General features: G+C 58.6%; 14 protein-coding genes and 2 tRNA genes. 15 read left to right on the top strand and 1 reads right to left on the bottom strand.

Annotated elements, in window-relative coordinates; genetic code table 11:
* The first annotated feature begins 94 nt into the window (after nucleotides 1-94).
* The 3 genes from carB to M0746_RS21720 are packed head-to-tail and all read left to right on the top strand — an operon-like array spanning nucleotide 95 to nucleotide 4,226.
* Nucleotides 95-3,316: a carbamoyl-phosphate synthase large subunit gene (carB, locus tag M0746_RS21730; protein WP_039759558.1), complete on the top strand. Its 3,222-nt coding sequence runs from the start codon at nucleotides 95-97 to the stop codon at nucleotides 3,314-3,316.
* A gap of 15 nt (nucleotides 3,317-3,331) precedes the next feature.
* Entirely contained in the window at nucleotides 3,332-3,793 is a 462-nt protein-coding gene (greA, locus tag M0746_RS21725) for a transcription elongation factor GreA (RefSeq protein WP_258450538.1), read from the top strand.
* 28 nt (nucleotides 3,794-3,821) lie between these two features.
* Nucleotides 3,822-4,226, top strand: coding sequence for an MFS transporter (locus M0746_RS21720; RefSeq protein WP_258450537.1), 405 nt, complete (start codon nucleotides 3,822-3,824; stop codon nucleotides 4,224-4,226).
* A 9-nt stretch (nucleotides 4,227-4,235) separates the two neighbouring features.
* Here M0746_RS21720 and M0746_RS21715 read toward each other — a convergent pair whose 3' ends face one another.
* Nucleotides 4,236-4,544: a YhbY family RNA-binding protein gene (locus M0746_RS21715; RefSeq protein WP_016771761.1), complete on the bottom strand. Its 309-nt coding sequence runs from the start codon at nucleotides 4,542-4,544 to the stop codon at nucleotides 4,236-4,238.
* A 101-nt stretch (nucleotides 4,545-4,645) separates the two neighbouring features.
* Between M0746_RS21715 and rlmE the strand changes: the two genes are divergently transcribed.
* From rlmE to rbfA, 12 genes are all read left to right on the top strand, one after another.
* Nucleotides 4,646-5,275, top strand: a complete 630-nt coding sequence (rlmE, locus tag M0746_RS21710) for a 23S rRNA (uridine(2552)-2'-O)-methyltransferase RlmE (RefSeq protein WP_090281706.1) — start codon at nucleotides 4,646-4,648, stop codon at nucleotides 5,273-5,275.
* Between the two features lie 200 nt (nucleotides 5,276-5,475).
* Entirely contained in the window at nucleotides 5,476-7,383 is a 1,908-nt protein-coding gene (ftsH, locus tag M0746_RS21705) for an ATP-dependent zinc metalloprotease FtsH (RefSeq protein WP_090281707.1), read from the top strand.
* An 8-nt stretch (nucleotides 7,384-7,391) separates the two neighbouring features.
* Nucleotides 7,392-8,243, top strand: a complete 852-nt coding sequence (gene folP, locus M0746_RS21700) for a dihydropteroate synthase (RefSeq protein ID WP_258450536.1) — start codon at nucleotides 7,392-7,394, stop codon at nucleotides 8,241-8,243.
* 16 nt (nucleotides 8,244-8,259) lie between these two features.
* Nucleotides 8,260-9,597: a phosphoglucosamine mutase gene (gene glmM / locus M0746_RS21695; protein ID WP_208938786.1), complete on the top strand. Its 1,338-nt coding sequence runs from the start codon at nucleotides 8,260-8,262 to the stop codon at nucleotides 9,595-9,597.
* Between the two features lie 65 nt (nucleotides 9,598-9,662).
* Nucleotides 9,663-10,418 carry a triose-phosphate isomerase gene (gene tpiA, locus M0746_RS21690; RefSeq protein WP_208938785.1) on the top strand — a complete coding sequence of 252 codons (756 nt, stop codon included), beginning with the start codon at nucleotides 9,663-9,665 and terminating at the stop codon, nucleotides 10,416-10,418.
* A gap of 4 nt (nucleotides 10,419-10,422) precedes the next feature.
* Nucleotides 10,423-10,809 (top strand): preprotein translocase subunit SecG, encoded by a 387-nt coding sequence (gene secG, locus M0746_RS21685; RefSeq protein ID WP_027610782.1) that lies wholly within the window; start codon nucleotides 10,423-10,425, stop codon nucleotides 10,807-10,809.
* A gap of 22 nt (nucleotides 10,810-10,831) precedes the next feature.
* Nucleotides 10,832-10,917 (top strand) — tRNA-Leu (locus M0746_RS21680).
* Nucleotides 10,918-11,014: 97 nt separating this feature from the next.
* Nucleotides 11,015-11,091 (top strand) — tRNA-Met (locus M0746_RS21675).
* Nucleotides 11,092-11,230: 139 nt separating this feature from the next.
* On the top strand, nucleotides 11,231-11,689 hold the full coding sequence (gene rimP, locus M0746_RS21670; protein WP_206415519.1) for a ribosome maturation factor RimP: 459 nt from the start codon (nucleotides 11,231-11,233) through the stop codon (nucleotides 11,687-11,689).
* Nucleotides 11,690-11,736: 47 nt separating this feature from the next.
* Nucleotides 11,737-13,218 (top strand): transcription termination factor NusA, encoded by a 1,482-nt coding sequence (gene nusA, locus M0746_RS21665; RefSeq protein ID WP_208938784.1) that lies wholly within the window; start codon nucleotides 11,737-11,739, stop codon nucleotides 13,216-13,218.
* A gap of 27 nt (nucleotides 13,219-13,245) precedes the next feature.
* Nucleotides 13,246-15,774, top strand: coding sequence for a translation initiation factor IF-2 (gene infB, locus M0746_RS21660; protein ID WP_093104770.1), 2,529 nt, complete (start codon nucleotides 13,246-13,248; stop codon nucleotides 15,772-15,774).
* 159 nt (nucleotides 15,775-15,933) lie between these two features.
* Nucleotides 15,934-16,335, top strand: a complete 402-nt coding sequence (gene rbfA / locus M0746_RS21655) for a 30S ribosome-binding factor RbfA (protein ID WP_016771753.1) — start codon at nucleotides 15,934-15,936, stop codon at nucleotides 16,333-16,335.
* Nucleotides 16,336-16,339: the final 4 nt, after the last annotated feature.

The following is a 16,339-nucleotide window of genomic DNA, read 5'->3' as shown; positions in this document are numbered from 1 at the left end:
CTCGAGGGCGGCCCCGGCACCGGTGGCCCCTTCGAGACTTCAGAAATCGATCAAGACGGCTTGCCGACTGACCTGCGGATTTGAGTGACAACCCATGCCAAAACGTACAGACATTAAAAGCATCCTGATTCTCGGCGCTGGCCCGATCGTTATCGGCCAGGCCTGCGAATTCGACTACTCCGGCGCCCAGGCCTGCAAAGCCCTGCGCGAAGAGGGTTACCGCGTCATCCTGGTGAACTCCAACCCGGCGACCATCATGACCGACCCGGACATGGCCGACGCCACCTACATCGAGCCGATCAAGTGGCAGACCGTTGCCAAGATCATCGAGAAAGAGCGTCCGGACGCCGTACTGCCAACCATGGGCGGCCAGACCGCTCTGAACTGCGCCCTGGACCTGGAGCGCGAAGGCGTTCTGGAGAAGTTCGGCGTGGAAATGATCGGCGCCAACGCCGACACCATCGACAAGGCTGAAGACCGTTCGCGTTTCGACAAGGCGATGAAGTCCATCGGCCTGGCGTGCCCGCGTTCCGGCATCGCGCACAGCATGGAAGAAGCCAACGCCGTCCTCGAGACGCTGGGCTTCCCGTGCATCATCCGTCCGTCCTTCACCATGGGCGGCACCGGTGGCGGTATCGCTTACAACCGTGAAGAGTTCGAAGAAATCTGCGCCCGTGGTCTGGACCTGTCGCCGACCAAAGAGCTGCTGATCGACGAATCGCTGATCGGCTGGAAAGAATATGAAATGGAAGTTGTCCGCGACAAAAAGGACAACTGCATCATCGTCTGCTCGATCGAAAACTTCGACCCGATGGGCGTACACACCGGTGACTCGATCACTGTTGCGCCGGCACAGACCCTGACCGACAAGGAATACCAGATCCTGCGTAACGCCTCGCTGGCGGTACTGCGCGAGATTGGCGTCGAGACTGGCGGTTCCAACGTGCAGTTCGGTATCTGCCCGAACACTGGCCGAATGGTCGTGATCGAAATGAACCCGCGTGTTTCGCGTTCCTCGGCACTGGCTTCGAAAGCCACCGGTTTCCCGATCGCCAAGGTCGCGGCCAAGCTGGCTGTGGGTTACACCCTCGACGAACTGTCGAACGACATCACCGGCGGCAAGACCCCGGCGTCCTTCGAGCCGTCGATCGACTACGTCGTGACCAAGCTGCCACGCTTCGCCTTCGAGAAATTCGCCAAGGCTGACGCGCGTCTGACCACTCAGATGAAGTCGGTGGGTGAAGTCATGGCCATCGGCCGGACGTTCCAGGAATCCCTGCAGAAAGCCCTGCGCGGTCTCGAGGTCGGCGTTTGCGGTCTGGACGAGAAACTCGACCTGAGCAACCCGGAAAGCATGAGCGTGCTCAAGCGCGAGCTGACCGTGCCGGGCGCCGAGCGTATCTGGTACGTGGCTGACGCGTTCCGCGCCGGTCTGTCGGTCGAAGACATCTTCGGCATGAACATGATCGACCCATGGTTCCTGGTGCAGATCGAAGATCTGATCAAGGACGAAGAGAAGGTCAAGACCCTCGGTCTGTCTTCGATCGACCGCGACCTGATGTTCAAGCTCAAGCGCAAAGGCTTCTCCGATCAGCGTCTGGCCAAGCTGCTGGGCGTGACCGAGAAGAACCTGCGCACGCACCGTCAGAAGCTCGAAGTGTTCCCGGTCTACAAGCGCGTTGACACCTGCGCCGCCGAGTTCGCCACCGACACCGCTTACCTCTACTCGACGTACGAGGAAGAGTGCGAAGCCGCGCCGTCGGGCCGCGACAAGATCATGATTCTGGGTGGTGGTCCGAACCGTATCGGCCAGGGCATCGAGTTCGACTACTGCTGTGTTCACGCCGCTCTCGCCCTGCGCGAAGACGGCTACGAAACCATCATGGTCAACTGCAACCCGGAAACCGTTTCCACCGACTACGACACCTCCGACCGTCTGTACTTCGAACCAGTTACCTTGGAAGACGTGCTGGAAATCTGCCGCGTCGAGAAGCCGAAAGGCGTGATCGTCCAGTACGGCGGCCAGACCCCGTTGAAACTGGCTCGCGCCCTGGAAGCCGCTGGCGTGCCGATCATTGGCACCAGCCCTGACGCCATCGACCGCGCCGAAGACCGCGAGCGCTTCCAGCAAATGGTCGAGCGTCTGAACCTGCGTCAGCCGCCGAACGCCACCGTGCGTAGCGAAGACGAAGCCGTCCGTGCTGCCGCGAAGATCGGTTATCCGCTGGTCGTGCGTCCGTCCTACGTACTGGGCGGCCGTGCGATGGAAATCGTTTACAAAGAAGACGAGCTCAAGCGCTACCTGCGTGACGCGGTGCAAGTGTCGAACGACAGCCCGGTGCTGCTCGACCACTTCCTCAACTGCGCCATCGAGATGGACGTGGATGCGGTCTGCGACGGCAAAGACGTGGTGATCGGCGCGATCATGCAGCACATCGAACAGGCGGGCGTTCACTCCGGTGACTCCGCGTGCTCGCTGCCGCCGTACTCGCTGCCGGCGCACATCCAGGACGAAATGCGCGAACAGGTCAAGAAAATGGCCCTGGAACTGGGCGTTGTCGGCCTGATGAACGTGCAGCTGGCCTTGCAGGGCGAAGACATCTACGTCATCGAAGTCAACCCGCGCGCTTCGCGTACCGTACCGTTCGTGTCCAAGTGCATCGGTGTTTCCCTGGCGATGATCGCTGCTCGTGTGATGGCCGGTAAGACGCTGAAGGAAATCGGCTTCACCAAGGAAATCATCCCGAACTTCTACAGCGTGAAAGAGGCGGTGTTCCCGTTCGCCAAATTCCCTGGCGTTGACCCGATCCTCGGCCCAGAGATGAAGTCGACCGGTGAAGTGATGGGTGTCGGCGACACCTTCGGTGAGGCTTTCGCCAAGGCCCAGATGGGTGCCAGCGAAGTGCTGCCGACCGGCGGTACCGCGTTCATCAGCGTACGCGACGACGACAAGCCACTGGTTGCAGGCGTGGCCCGTGATCTGATCAACTTGGGCTTCGAAGTGGTTGCCACTGCCGGCACTGCCAAGCTGATCGAAGCCGCAGGCCTGAAAGTGCGCCGCGTGAACAAGGTGACCGAGGGGCGTCCGCATGTGGTCGACATGATCAAGAATGACGAAGTCACGCTGATCATCAACACCACCGAAGGTCGTCAGTCGATCGCTGATTCGTACTCCATTCGTCGCAATGCCCTGCAGCACAAGATCTACTGCACCACCACTATTGCTGCGGGCGAAGCGATCTGCGAAGCGCTGAAATTCGGTCCGGAAAAGACCGTGCGTCGCTTGCAGGATCTACACGCAGGATTGAAGGCATGATCAAACAAGTACCCAATGACCGTCCAGGGCGCGCGCGCCCTGGAAGAAGAACACGCTCACCTGACCAAGGTCGTTCGTCCGAAGCTCAGCCAGGACATCGGTACGGCCCGCGAGTTGGGTGACTTGAAGGAAAACGCTGAATACCATGCCGCGCGCGAACAGCAGGGCATGGTCGAGGCGCGGATCCGTGACATCGAAGGCCGGATTCAGAATCAGGTCGTCATTGATGTCACGACAATCCCGCACACGGGCAAGGTGATTTTCGGCACGACCGTTGAAATCGCCAATGTCGAGACGGATGAAAGCGTCACTTACCAGATCGTCGGTGAGGATGAAGCTGACTTCAAACTCGGCAAGATTTCGGTCGGCTCGCCGTTGGCCCGTGCCTTGATTGGCAAGGAAGAGGGTGACGTAGTCGCCGTCAAAACGCCAAGCGGCGTGATCGAGTACGAGATTGTCGAAGTTCGTCACATCTGAAAGAAGGCGCCCGCTGCATGCGGGCGCCATGCTTTGGCAGCTGGCCCAGATGCTTTGGGTCGGCGGGCTATGGCTGATTCATCTCGGTTTGCAGCCGGCGTTGGGCCAGATTGGCCTGGCGCCGCTGTTGATCGACGAAGTTGCCGGTGCCTTTGAAGTGCTGGTCGTGGGTTTCGCTGCAGTCTGCGTGATCTTTCAGGCTTTGGTGCTGGTACAGGCCGAGGGCCCTGGCAGTCTATGGCGAGATTTTCGCGGGCAGGTACTGCTGATGGCGTTGTACGCGTGTGCGATGTATGTCGCCGTGCGTGTCGGCTGGCCGGATGCGCAGCGCTGGCAGGTGTTCAGTTATCTGGTGCTGGGTTTTTCCGGGCTGGTGCTGGTCATGCAGCCGGTGCCGGGCTGGAGTGGCAGGGTGCGCGAAGCACACCCTTGACCCTGCGCATCACTTGAAGCGATGAACGTTCGACAGCTGCTTGTTGGCGCTGAAGTTCTTGCGGTAGACCAGAGCCATCTTGCCGATGACCTGAACCAGGTCCGCTTTGCCGACCTTGCACAGCTCGGCGATGTGCGCCAGGCGTGACTCGCGATCGAGGATATTGAGCTTGATCTTGATCAGCTCGTGATCGGCCAAGGCGCGTTCAAGTTCGGCTAAAACACCTTCAGTCAAACCGTTGTCCGCTACCGTCAACACTGGTTTGAGGTGGTGGCCGATGGATTTGTACTGTTTCTTCTGCTCTGGAGTGAGCGGCATAATCTGACCCTTTCGTCTGGATTCTGTAAAATGGCGGCCATTTTACCCGAGGGTTCGTGGATCCGCCCAACTAATCACGACCCTTATCATCGAGGTGCCCAATGGCGCGTTCCAAGACAAGCCTTGGTTGGCTGAAAAGACATGTCAACGATCCCTATGTGAAGCAGGCGCAGAAGGATGGCTACCGCTCGCGTGCGAGTTACAAGCTTCTGGAAATTCAGGAAAAATACAAACTGATCCGCCCCGGTATGAGTGTTGTCGACCTCGGTGCCGCGCCAGGTGGCTGGTCGCAGGTCACCAGTCGACTGATCGGTGGGCAGGGGCGTTTGATCGCTTCGGACATCCTGGAAATGGACAGCATTCCGGACGTCACCTTTATTCATGGGGACTTCACCGAGGACTCGGTACTCGGCCGAATCCTTGAGGCCGTCGGTAATTCGCAAGTGGACCTTGTGATTTCCGATATGGCCCCCAATATGAGTGGTACGCCTGAAGTGGATATGCCCAAGGCCATGTTCCTGTGCGAGCTGGCGCTGGACCTGGCGGAACGGATCCTCAAGCCGGGTGGCAATTTCGTCATCAAGATTTTTCAGGGTGAAGGGTTTGATGTTTACCTGAAGGATGCTCGTCGCAAATTCGACAAGATCCAGATGATCAAGCCGGATTCTTCGCGTGGCAGCTCCCGCGAGCAATACATGCTGGCTTGGGGTTACCGCGGCAACGGCGAATAAAAAGGTTTTTCAGCGGGGCGATAGCTTTTTCATATTTTGCCCCGCGCGCATAAACGAATATTGTGTGGAAAGTGTTTCACAAAGGGTTACAGACGGCGCCTGCCAGAGTTGTAGGTAATGTAGTAAGTTAGGCCGGTGAATATCATGCGAAGCGCGCGCCAGTAGCGGAGCTTGCTTCAGAGGGTAGTTAATTGAACGATATGGCAAAGAATCTGATCCTGTGGTTGATCATCGCGGCTGTCCTGGTGACGGTGATGAACAACTTCTCCAGCCCTAACGAGCCGCAGACCCTCAACTATTCCGACTTCATCCAGCAGGTCAAGGATGGCAAGGTCGAGCGCGTCGCCGTTGACGGTTATGTGATCACCGGCAAGCGCACTGATGGCGACAGCTTCAAGACCATTCGTCCGGCAATCCAGGACAATGGCCTGATCGGCGATCTGGTCGACAACCATGTCGTGGTTGAAGGCAAGCAGCCTGAGCAGCAAAGCATCTGGACTCAATTGCTGGTGGCCAGCTTCCCGATCCTGGTGATCATCGCGGTGTTCATGTTCTTCATGCGCCAGATGCAGGGCGGTGCCGGTGGCAAGGGCGGGCCGATGAGCTTCGGCAAGAGCAAGGCACGCCTGCTCTCCGAAGATCAGGTGAAAACCACATTGGCTGACGTCGCTGGTTGCGACGAAGCCAAGGAAGAAGTCGGCGAGCTGGTCGAGTTCCTGCGTGATCCGGGCAAATTCCAGCGTCTGGGTGGTCGCATTCCTCGCGGTGTGCTGATGGTCGGTCCTCCGGGTACCGGTAAAACCTTGCTGGCCAAGGCGATTGCCGGCGAAGCCAAGGTGCCGTTCTTCACCATTTCCGGTTCTGACTTCGTCGAAATGTTCGTCGGCGTCGGTGCCAGCCGTGTGCGTGACATGTTCGAGCAAGCCAAGAAGCACGCACCATGCATCATCTTCATTGACGAAATCGACGCCGTCGGTCGCCACCGTGGCGCCGGCATGGGCGGCGGACACGACGAGCGTGAGCAGACCCTCAACCAGTTGCTGGTAGAGATGGACGGCTTCGAAATGAACGATGGCATCATCGTCATCGCTGCTACCAACCGTCCGGACGTTCTCGACCCGGCATTGCTGCGTCCGGGCCGTTTCGACCGTCAGGTGGTGGTTGGCTTGCCAGACATCCGTGGTCGCGAGCAGATTCTCAAGGTCCACATGCGCAAAGTGCCAATGGGTGACGATGTTGCTCCAGCGGTGATTGCGCGTGGTACTCCAGGCTTCTCCGGTGCCGACCTGGCCAACCTGGTCAACGAAGCTTCCCTGTTCGCTGCACGCAGCGGCAAGCGCATCGTCGAGATGAAAGAATTCGAACTGGCCAAAGACAAGATCATGATGGGCGCCGAGCGCAAATCGATGGTCATGTCCGAGAAAGAAAAACAGAACACCGCTTATCACGAAGCCGGCCACGCCATTGTTGGTCGGGTAGTGCCTGAGCATGATCCGGTTTACAAGGTCTCGATCATCCCGCGCGGTCGTGCGCTGGGTGTGACCATGTTCCTGCCGGAAGAAGATCGCTACAGCCTGTCCAAGCGTGCGCTGATCAGTCAGATCTGCTCGCTGTACGGTGGTCGTATCGCTGAAGAAATGACTCTTGGCTTCGACGGCGTCACCACCGGTGCCTCCAACGACATCATGCGTGCCAGTCAGATCGCACGGAACATGGTGACCAAGTGGGGCCTGTCGGAAAAACTCGGTCCGCTGATGTATGCGGAAGAGGAAGGTGAAGTGTTCCTCGGTCGCGGCGGCGGTGGTCAGGCAGCCAGCTTCTCGGGTGAGACAGCCAAGCTGATCGACTCCGAAGTGCGCAGCATCATCGATCACTGCTACGGCACGGCCAAGCAGATCCTTACCGACAATCGCGACAAGCTCGATGCGATGGCCGATGCGCTGATGAAGTACGAAACGATCGACGCTGAGCAGATCGATGACATCATGGCAGGGCGTACACCTCGCGAGCCGCGTGACTGGACGGGTGGCACGGGTACTCCGCCGCCACCAGTAGTCCGTGACGAGCGTCCGGAAACACCGATTGGCGGTCCGGCTGCTGACGTTTAAGGCTTGAAATGACTTCTGTACAGTCCCTGACCCGGTTGCCTTGTGGCAACCGGGTTCTTGATTTGGCCCGGACGCATGTCATGGGCATTCTCAATGTCACTCCCGACTCCTTTTCCGACGGCGGCCAATACAGCCAGCTGGACGCTGCATTGCGTCACGCTGAAGCCATGGTGGCTGCCGGCGCGACGCTGATCGATGTCGGTGGCGAATCCACGCGCCCAGGTGCGAGGGCGGTATCGCCGCTGGAAGAGCTTGAGCGCGTGGCGCCGATCGTCGAGCTGATCAATCGCGAGCTCGATGTGATCATTTCGGTCGATACCTCGACGCCAGCGGTCATGCGCGAAACCGCGCGACTCGGCGCCGGCCTGATCAATGATGTTCGTTCGCTGCAGCGCGATGGCGCGCTGGATGCGGCGGCGGCTACCGGTTTGCCGGTGTGCTTGATGCATATGCTCGGCGGGCCCGGAAACATGCAGGACAATCCGCAGTATCAGGATGTTACTCGCGAAGTCGGCGAGTTTCTCACCGAGCGCATGAAACAGTGTGCGGTCGCTGGCATTCCTGCCGAGCGCATCATTCTTGATCCTGGTTTCGGTTTCGCCAAAACCCTCCAGCACAATCTAAGCTTGTTCAAGCACATGGAGGCCCTGCATGCGTTGGGCAGGCCATTGCTCGTGGGTGTTTCGCGAAAGAGCATGATCGGACAGGCCTTGAATCGCCCCGTGGGCGAGCGTCTCCATGGCGGTCTGGCCCTTGCTGCGCTGGCATCGGTAAAAGGTGCGTGTATATTGCGCGTCCATGATGTGGCGGAAACGGTAGACGTCGTGCGGATGATCGCGGCCGTAGAATCAGCCGAATAAGAATGATGGAGCGCTTATGAGCAAAAAATACTTTGGTACCGACGGCATTCGTGGCCGGGTCGGCGAATACCCGATTACTCCTGACTTCATGCTCAAGCTCGGATGGGCTGCAGGTATGGCGTTCCGCAAGATGGGCGCCTGCAAGGTGCTGGTCGGCAAGGACACGCGTATTTCCGGTTACATGTTCGAATCGGCGCTTGAGGCGGGCCTGACGTCGGCGGGCGCCGATGTGATGTTGCTCGGCCCGATGCCGACCCCGGCGATTGCCTACCTGTCGCGCACATTCCAGGCTGAGGCTGGGATCGTGATCAGTGCATCGCACAATCCGCACGACGATAACGGCATCAAGTTCTTCTCCGGCAAAGGCACGAAATTGCCAGATGAGCTGGAGCTGATGATCGAAGAATTGCTCGATACGCCGATGACAGTGGTTGAATCCAGCAAGATCGGCAAGGTGTCGCGAATCAACGATGCCTCTGGCCGCTATATCGAATTCTGCAAAAGCAGTGTGCCGACCGGTACCAGCTTTTCCGGTATGAAGATTGTCATCGATTGCGCACACGGCGCGACCTATAAGGTTGCGCCAAGCGTGTTCCGCGAGTTGGGCGCAGAAGTGGTCGTCCTGTCGGCGCAGCCTAACGGTCTGAACATCAACGATAACTGCGGCTCGACCCACATGGGGCCGTTACAGGCTGCGGTGCTGGCTGAGCACGCCGATCTGGGTATCGCCTTTGACGGTGATGGCGATCGCGTTCTGATGGTCGATCACACCGGCGCCATTGTCGATGGTGACGATTTGCTGTTCATCATTGCTCGTGATCTGCATGAGCGCGGCAAGTTGCAGGGCGGCGTGGTTGGCACGCTGATGAGCAATCTGGGTCTTGAGCTGGCGCTTGCCGATCTTTCGATTCCATTTGTTCGAGCCAACGTCGGTGATCGCTATGTCATCGCTGAACTGCTTGAGCGCAACTGGCTGGTGGGCGGCGAGAATTCCGGGCATGTCGTGTGCTTCAATCACACCACCACCGGTGATGCGATCATCGCGGCGCTGCAGGTGCTGATGGCGCTGAAGACCCGTAATGAAGGTCTGGCGCAAACCCGTCAGGCGTTGCGCAAGTGTCCTCAGGTGTTGATCAACGTGCGTTTCGGTGGCGGCGAAAGCCCGCTGGAGCACCCGGCTGTCAAAGAGGCCAGTGCGCGGGTAACCCAGGCAATGGCTGGCCGTGGTCGCGTGCTTTTGCGCAAGTCGGGAACAGAGCCTTTGGTGCGCGTGATGGTCGAAGGCGAGGACGAAACTCAGGTTCGCGGCTATGCCGAAGAACTGGCAAAACTGGTAACTGAAGTTTCTGCCTGATTCGGCTTGCCAGCCTTCATTCTCTTGGGTAACATCTGCGCCCACTTTGACCGACGAGGTACAGCATGCGTCGCCCTATGGTAGCTGGTAACTGGAAGATGCACGGTACCCGCGCCAGCGTCGCTGAGCTGATCAACGGCCTTCGTCATCTGGCCTTGCCAAGCGGTGTTGATGTCGCGGTATTCCCGCCTTGCTTGCATATCAATCAAGTGATTGATGGCTTGAAAGGCAAGTCGATTTCGGTCGGCGCGCAGAATTCTGCGGTGGAAGCCATGCAAGGTGCGCTGACCGGTGAGGTTGCTCCCAGTCAGTTGGTGGATGCAGGTTGTTCCCTGGTGCTTGTCGGGCACTCCGAACGTCGCCAGATAATGGGCGAGCGCGACGGGATGCTGAATCGCAAGTTCGCAGCGGCACAGGCGTGCGGCCTGGTTCCGGTGTTGTGCGTAGGGGAAACCCTTGAGCAGCGCGAAGCCGGCAAGACTCTTGAGGTTGTCGGGCGTCAGCTGGGCAGCATCATCGAGGAGCTGGGTGTCGGTGCCTTTGCCAAGGCAGTCATTGCTTACGAGCCGGTCTGGGCCATTGGTACCGGACTGACTGCAACGCCGCAACAGGCTCAGGATGTGCATAAAGCCATTCGCGAGCAGTTGGCGGCAGAGAATTCTGAAGTCGCACGAGGTGTGCGGCTTCTATACGGCGGCAGCGTGAAGGCGGCCAATGCGGCCGAACTGTTCGGCATGCCGGATATCGATGGGGGGCTCATTGGTGGAGCTTCCCTGAATGCAGATGAGTTCGGTGCGATCTGTCGCGCCGCGGGAAACTGAGAAAATGCTGGAAACAGTCGTAGTCGTTTTTCATCTGCTGGGTGCATTGGGCGTAGTTGCTCTGGTTTTGCTGCAGCAGGGTAAGGGTGCGGACGCTGGCGCGTCTTTCGGAGCAGGTGCTTCAAATACTGTGTTCGGAAGCCAAGGTTCCTCTACCTTTCTTAGTAAGTTTACTGCTATACTTGCCGCCGGTTTCTTCATAACCAGCTTGGGGTTAGGTTACTTTGCTAAAGAGAAGGCTCATCAGCTGACTCAAGCAGGTTTGCCAGATCCAGCAGTGTTGGAAGTACCTAAGCAACAACAACCGGCTTCTGATGATGTCCCGGTGCTTCAAGAGCAAAAGTCGGCTACTCCAGCGACTGACGTACCTCCAGCTCAAGAGCAGAAGTAAGAAGGGTTTCAAACGTAGTTTTGCCGAGGTGGTGGAATTGGTAGACACGCAACCTTGAGGTGGTTGTGCCCATAGGGTGTAGGGGTTCGAGTCCCCTTCTCGGTACCAATTAGTCAGGAAAGCCCGCTGTTGCGGGCTTTCTTGCAGGTGGAAGGTTACATTGACCCTATAAGGGATCGGTCGTATACTTCCGCCCCAGCTTTGTCGCGGGGTGGAGCAGTCTGGTAGCTCGTCGGGCTCATAACCCGAAGGTCGTCGGTTCAAATCCGGCCCCCGCAACCAGTTTAAGGAGCCCCTTTTCAGGGGCTTTTTGTTAGCTGGACACTTTCAACGCCGCTGTTCGACGGCGTTTCAAGGATGGGCGTTATGCCCATTTTTTTATTTTGCAAAGCATGCACATATCATGCACTAGGGGGTTCAGGTGTCGAGCAAGCTAGAAGAGTTGCAGGCCTTGCTGGCCCCGGTGGTCGTGGCCCTGGGCTATGAATGCTGGGGTATCGAGTTTTCGGCTCAGGGTCGGCACTCGATGTTGCGCGTTTATATCGATAAAGAGGGCGGTGTGCTGGTGGACGATTGCGCCATTGTCAGCCGTCAGATCAGCGGTGTGCTGGATGTTGAAGATCCAATCTCCGTTGAATACACCCTTGAAGTTTCCTCGCCAGGCATGGAGCGCCCACTGTTCACTCTTGAGCAGTTCGCCCAGTTCGTTGGTGAACAAGTGAAGATCAAGCTGCGCTCGCCTTTTGAAGGTCGACGCAACTTTCAGGGCCTTCTGCGCGGTGTAGAAGAGCAGGACGTCGTGGTGCAGGTAGATGACCATGAATTCCTGTTGCCGATCGATATGATCGACAAGGCCAACATTATTCCCAGTTTTGACTGAGACGCGGATCCCGCGGATCCAATGGCTTGCGAAAGGCGAGGCGTACGATGAGCAAAGAAGTACTGCTGGTTGTTGAGTCGGTATCCAATGAAAAGGGCGTACCGGCAAGCGTAATTTTTGAAGCGCTGGAGCTGGCTCTGGCCACTGCTACCAAAAAGCGTTTTGAAGACGAAGTTGACCTGCGTGTGGAAATTAACCGCCACACCGGTTCTTACGAGACTTTCCGTCGCTGGACGGTCGTTGAAGAGAATGATCTCGACGATCCGGCCATCGAAACCTGGCCAAGCAAGGTTGCCGAAACGCATCCGGGCGCCAAGGTCGGCGACGTTGTCGAAGAAAAAATCGAATCCATCGAGTTCGGCCGCATCGCTGCACAGACTGCCAAGCAGGTGATCGTGCAGAAGGTTCGCGAAGCCGAGCGCGCGCAAGTGGTTGACGCCTATCGCGAGCGCCTGGGAGAAATCATCTCCGGCACCGTGAAAAAAGTTACCCGCGACAATGTGATCGTCGATCTGGGCAACAACGCTGAAGCGTTGCTGGCCCGTGAAGACATCATTTCTCGCGAAACCTTCCGTGTCGGCGTGCGTCTGCGTGCGCTGCTCAAGGAAATCCGCACCGAGAACCGCGGCCCGCAGCTGATCCTGTCGCGTACCGCGCCGGAAATGCTGATCGAGCTGTTCCGCATCGAAGTGCCGGAGATTGCCGAAGGCCTCATCGAAGTCATGGCAGCGTCCCGTGATCCGGGTTCGCGCGCCAAGATCGCCGTTCGCTCCAAGGACAAACGCATCGACCCGCAGGGCGCTTGCATCGGTATGCGCGGTTCGCGCGTCCAGGCAGTGTCGGGCGAGTTGGGCGGCGAGCGTGTCGACATCGTGCTGTGGGACGATAACCCGGCCCAGTTCGTGATCAACGCCATGTCCCCGGCCGAGGTTGCGGCAATTATTGTCGACGAGGATGCCCATGCCATGGACATCGCCGTTGGCGCAGATAACCTGGCTCAGGCCATTGGTCGCGGTGGTCAGAACGTGCGTCTGGCCAGCCAGTTGACTGGCTGGACCCTGAACGTGATGACCGAATCGGACATCCAGGCCAAGCAGCAAGCGGAAACCGGCGACATCCTGCGCAACTTCATCGACGAGCTGGAAGTCGACGAAGAGCTGGCACAGGTGCTGGTTGACGAAGGCTTCACCAGCCTGGAAGAGATTGCCTACGTACCGGTGGAGGAGATGCTCAACATCGACGGCTTCGACGAGGATATCGTCGACGAGCTTCGCGCTCGTGCCAAGGATCGCTTGTTGACCAAAGCCATCGCTACTGAGGAAAAGCTGGCAGACGCCCATCCGGCCGAAGACCTGCTCTCGCTTGAGGGTATGGACAAGGATTTGGCGATGGAACTGGCGGTGCGCGGCGTAATTACCCGCGAAGACCTGGCCGAGCAGTCTATTGACGACCTGCTCGACATCGACGGCATTGACGATGATCGTGCCGGCAAGTTGATCATGGCCGCCCGAGCCCACTGGTTCGAGTAATTAGGCGCGGCCTGAGGAGAGAAGTGCATGACGCAAGTCACGGTGAAACAACTGGCCGATGAGGTCAAAACACCGGTAGAGCGCCTGTTGCAGCAGATGCGTGAGGCAGGTCTGCCGCACACCGCCGCCGACGAAAATGTGACTGACAGTGAGAAGCAGTCTTTGCTGACTCACTTGAAAAGCAGCCACAAGGCGAAAGTGGAAGAACCACGCAAGATCACGCTGCAGCGTAAAACCACCAGCACCCTGCGGGTGGCTGGTAGCAAGAGCATCAGCGTAGAAGTTCGCAAGAAGAAAGTTTTCGTACAGCGCAGCCCGGAAGAAATCGAAGCCGAGCGCAAGCGTGAACTGGATGAGCGTCGCGCAGTAGAAAATGCTGCCCGTCAGAAGGCTGAAGAAGAAGCCAAGCAGCGCGCCGAAGAAGAAGCGCGTCGCCAGCCTGCTGCTGCGCAAACCGCTGCCAGCGACGCCGTTGCGGCACCGGCTGCAGTGGCCGAGCCTGTGCGTGAAAGCGCGCCGGTGGCTGCTGCTCCAGCGCCGTCTGCTGACGTTCGCAACAAGCAGAACGAACAGCGCCGTCCGGACAAACCGCGTGCCGACGACAACAATCGTCGCAGCGGTGGTGGTGATGGCGAGCGTAAAAACGCTCCGCATCGCGCATCGGTCAAGGAAAAAGCCCCGGCTCCACGCGTGGCGCCACGCACTACCGACGAAGAAAGCGATGGCTTCCGTCGTGGTGGTCGCGGCAAGGCCAAGCTGAAGAAGCGCAACGCCCACGGTTTCCAGAGCCCTACCGGCCCTGTCGTGCGTGATGTGCAAATCGGCGAGACCATCACGGTTGGCGATCTGGCCAATCAGATGTCGGTCAAAGCGGCTGAAATCATCAAGTTCATGTTCAAACTGGGTACTCCAGCGACCATCAACCAGGTGCTTGATCAGGAAACTGCTCAACTGGTAGCCGAAGAACTGGGCCACAAAGTGACCCTGGTCAGCGACACCGCCCTGGAAGATTCCCTGGCCGAGTCCCTGAAGTTTGAAGGTGAGTCGTTCTCCCGTGCACCTGTCGTGACCGTAATGGGCCACGTTGACCACGGTAAGACGTCCCTGCTCGACTACATCCGTCGTGCCAAGGTAGCTGCTGGCGAAGCCGGCGGTATCACCCAGCACATCGGTGCGTATCACGTTGAGACTGATCGCGGCATGGTCACCTTCCTCGACACCCCGGGTCACGCTGCGTTTACCGCAATGCGTGCCCGTGGTGCCAAGGCGACCGACATCGTGATCCTCGTGGTTGCAGCCGACGACGGCGTGATGCCGCAAACCATCGAAGCGGTCCAGCATGCTCAGGCAGCTGGCGTGCCTCTGGTGGTTGCAGTGAACAAGATCGACAAGCCGGGCGCCGATCTCGATCGCATCCGCAGCGAGCTGTCGGTTCACGGCGTGACCTCCGAAGACTGGGGTGGCGACACTCCATTCGTTCCGGTATCGGCAAAAATGGGTACTGGCGTAGACGAGCTGCTTGAAGCCGTTCTGCTGCAGGCCGAAGTGCTCGAACTGAAAGCGACTCCATCGGCTCCTGGCCGTGGTGTGGTGGTTGAATCGCGTCTCGACAAAGGTCGTGGCCCGGTAGCCACCGTGCTGGTTCAGGACGGTACCCTGCGTCAAGGCGACATGGTTCTGGTCGGTTCGAACTACGGCCGTGTGCGTGCCATGCTCGACGAGAACGGCAAGCCGATCAAGGAAGCCGGTCCTTCCATCCCTGTCGAGATTCTCGGCCTGGACGGTACCCCGGACGCTGGCGACGAGATGAGCGTGGTTGCCGACGAGAAGAAAGCCCGTGAAGTGGCTCTGTTCCGTCAAGGCAAGTTCCGCGAAGTCAAACTGGCTCGCGCTCACGCCGGCAAGCTGGAAAACATCTTTGAAAACATGGGTCAGGCCGAGAAGAAGACGCTCAACATCGTCCTCAAATCCGACGTCCGTGGTTCGCTGGAAGCGTTGAACGGTGCCTTGAATGGCCTGGGCAACGACGAAGTTCAAGTGCGCGTAGTCGGCGGCGGCGTCGGTGGTATCACCGAATCCGATGCCAACCTGGCGCTGGCTTCCAACGCTGTACTGTTCGGCTTCAACGTGCGTGCCGATGCTGGCGCACGGAAGATCGTCGAGCAGGAAGGTCTGGACATGCGTTACTACAACGTGATCTACGACATCATCGAAGACGTCAAGAAAGCCCTGACCGGCATGCTCGGCAGCGATGTTCGCGAGAACATCCTGGGTGTGGCCGAAGTGCGTGACGTGTTCCGTTCGCCGAAGTTTGGCGCGATCGCCGGTTGCATGGTGATCGAAGGTGTTGTGCACCGTAACCGTCCGATCCGTGTACTGCGTGAAGACATCGTTATCTTCGAAGGCGAGCTGGAATCCCTGCGCCGCTTCAAGGATGACGCTTCCGAAGTACGTGCCGGCATGGAATGCGGTATCGGCGTGAAGAGCTACAACGACGTCAAAGTCGGCGACAAGATCGAAGTCTTCGAGAAGGTTCAGGTTGCTCGCAGCCTCTGACTCGCGCACTTCAAGGGCCACGATGCACCGTAGCATGCAAATGCGCGGTGCAGCGTCCGGACTCTAAACGCAACGCCCGGTCTGGCATTTGTCAGGCCGGGCGTTTGCCGCTTTCAGACCTTGCGGGTTTCACCGCTGGGCAGTAACAGGTAACAAATCATGGCAAAAGAATACAGCCGTACCCAACGTATCGGCGATCAGATGCAGCGCGAGCTGGCACAACTGATCCGTCGTGAAGTCAAAGACCCGCGCGTGGGTCTGGTCACCATCACCGCAGTGGAAGTCTCCCGTGACGTCGGTCACGCGAAGATCTTCATCACCGTGATGGGCCAGGACAACGCCGAAGACATCGCGCAAAGCATCAAGGTGCTCAATGCCGCCGCAGGCTTCCTGCGCATGCAGCTGGCCCGTGAAATGAAGCTGCGCAGCGTGCCGCAATTGCACTTCCACTATGACGAATCCGTCGTGCGTGGCGCGCATTTGTCGGCGCTGATCGAGCGCGCCGTGGCTGAAGACAATCAGCACGTGGCGGCGCCTGCACCTGAAGACACCAAGGAGTAACTCG

Source organism: Pseudomonas sp. S11P7 (assembly GCF_023195435.1).
Taxonomy (GTDB): Bacteria; Pseudomonadota; Gammaproteobacteria; order Pseudomonadales; family Pseudomonadaceae; genus Aquipseudomonas; species Aquipseudomonas fluorescens_G.
Note: the sequence above shows the minus strand (reverse complement) of the source record. Positions and strands in the feature narration are given on the sequence as shown.

Bases quoted from the DNA above. Each gene is read 5' to 3' on its own strand.
- carB (WP_039759558.1), top strand. From the start codon at position 95: ATGCCAAAACGTACAGACATTAAAAGCATCCTGATTCTCGGCGCTGGC.
- greA (WP_258450538.1), top strand. From the start codon at position 3,332: ATGACCGTCCAGGGCGCGCGCGCCCTGGAAGAAGAACACGCTCACCTG.
- M0746_RS21720 (WP_258450537.1), top strand. From the start codon at position 3,822: ATGCTTTGGCAGCTGGCCCAGATGCTTTGGGTCGGCGGGCTATGGCTG.
- M0746_RS21715 (WP_016771761.1), bottom strand. From the start codon at position 4,544: ATGCCGCTCACTCCAGAGCAGAAGAAACAGTACAAATCCATCGGCCAC.
- rlmE (WP_090281706.1), top strand. From the start codon at position 4,646: ATGGCGCGTTCCAAGACAAGCCTTGGTTGGCTGAAAAGACATGTCAAC.
- ftsH (WP_090281707.1), top strand. From the start codon at position 5,476: ATGGCAAAGAATCTGATCCTGTGGTTGATCATCGCGGCTGTCCTGGTG.
- folP (WP_258450536.1), top strand. From the start codon at position 7,392: ATGACTTCTGTACAGTCCCTGACCCGGTTGCCTTGTGGCAACCGGGTT.
- glmM (WP_208938786.1), top strand. From the start codon at position 8,260: ATGAGCAAAAAATACTTTGGTACCGACGGCATTCGTGGCCGGGTCGGC.
- tpiA (WP_208938785.1), top strand. From the start codon at position 9,663: ATGCGTCGCCCTATGGTAGCTGGTAACTGGAAGATGCACGGTACCCGC.
- secG (WP_027610782.1), top strand. From the start codon at position 10,423: ATGCTGGAAACAGTCGTAGTCGTTTTTCATCTGCTGGGTGCATTGGGC.
- nusA (WP_208938784.1), top strand. From the start codon at position 11,737: ATGAGCAAAGAAGTACTGCTGGTTGTTGAGTCGGTATCCAATGAAAAG.
- infB (WP_093104770.1), top strand. From the start codon at position 13,246: ATGACGCAAGTCACGGTGAAACAACTGGCCGATGAGGTCAAAACACCG.
- rbfA (WP_016771753.1), top strand. From the start codon at position 15,934: ATGGCAAAAGAATACAGCCGTACCCAACGTATCGGCGATCAGATGCAG.